This window comes from Vibrio mexicanus, from assembly GCF_001012815.1.
Taxonomy (GTDB): Bacteria; Pseudomonadota; Gammaproteobacteria; order Enterobacterales; family Vibrionaceae; genus Vibrio; species Vibrio mexicanus.
Map to the genome: position 1 here is coordinate 1 of NZ_JYJP01000085.1, position 1,091 is coordinate 1,091.

Below are 1,091 nucleotides of genomic sequence, written 5' to 3' on the forward strand. Positions count from 1 at the left end.
CTTAGTATCAAGTTTGAAGTGCGACACTTTCTACAGGTGCGCATAAATATACTCCGTTGGTGTTCTATACCCAAGTCGTTTGCGTGGGCGCGTATTTAATTTGTGGGCAATTTCATTGCAGAGCTTCTGTGTCACATGCGACATAGACGTTCGTTTGGGTAAGTATTGCCGTATTAACCCATTGGTGTTCTCATTCGTGCCTCGCTCCCATGAGTGGTATGGGTTTGCAAAGTAAAACAAACAGTTATGAAATCGTTCTAACTGTGCATACTGGTGAAACTCCGTCCCGTTATCTGCTGTAATCGTCTTAAAGGGTAAGCTTGAGCGGCTCATTATCTTGCTCATTCTTATGTTCAAGGAGCCTGTCGTTCTATCGTCCAGTTGACCTATAAATGTGTAACCCGTCATTCGGTCAACTAACGTCACAATGCAGTGCTTGGTTCCCCGACCAACGACGGTATCAATTTCCCAATGGCCTGGCTCTTTTCTCTCCTTTGCGGCAACCGGTCTTTCCGTTATGTGACGCTTCGAGGCTAGGCGTCCTCGGCTGTCTTTTGAGTTGTACCTTTTACGCCTCATTTTGGTGGACTGACGCAGGTGTTTCCACAGTGTTCCGCCTCCGGCTTTATCCTGCCAAACGTGCTGATAAATCAGCTCGTGGCTCATCGTCGGATAGCCTCTCAACCGCAAATATCCAACCACTTGGTCTGGGCTCCACTCCAAGCGCAGCAAGGCCTCAACTAGCCTGAAATCAGACTTATCGTAGCGCTTATTGCGCCTCGAATAGCTTAATCTCGTTCGAGCTCGCTGTTGAGCTCTTGCAGGTTGATAAGAATACCGTTTGTTGTAACCACAATAGCGAGCGTTACGCTCAACTTCTCGATAGATGGTCGACTTGTGACGACCTAGCTGTATCGCTATGTTAGCAACAGTTGTTCCTTGCTTTCTCAGCGCAGAAATCATATACCTTTCATTCTCAGTGAGGTGTGTGTAATTCATGGTCTTTCACTTCTTGGCGGGAGTAAACTTATGAATAGCACATCTCACTGTTTTATTGGTGGTAAGTGTCGCACTTCGTACTTGAATCCAAG

General features: G+C 46.7%; 1 protein-coding gene. It reads right to left on the reverse strand.

The window, feature by feature from the left end; translation table 11 throughout:
• Positions 1–30: 30 nt before the first annotated feature.
• Positions 31–999 carry an IS30 family transposase gene (locus UA76_RS12045; RefSeq protein ID WP_075202573.1) on the reverse strand — a complete coding sequence of 323 codons (969 nt, stop codon included), beginning with the start codon at positions 997–999 and terminating at the stop codon, positions 31–33.
• Positions 1,000–1,091 lie beyond the last annotated feature (92 nt).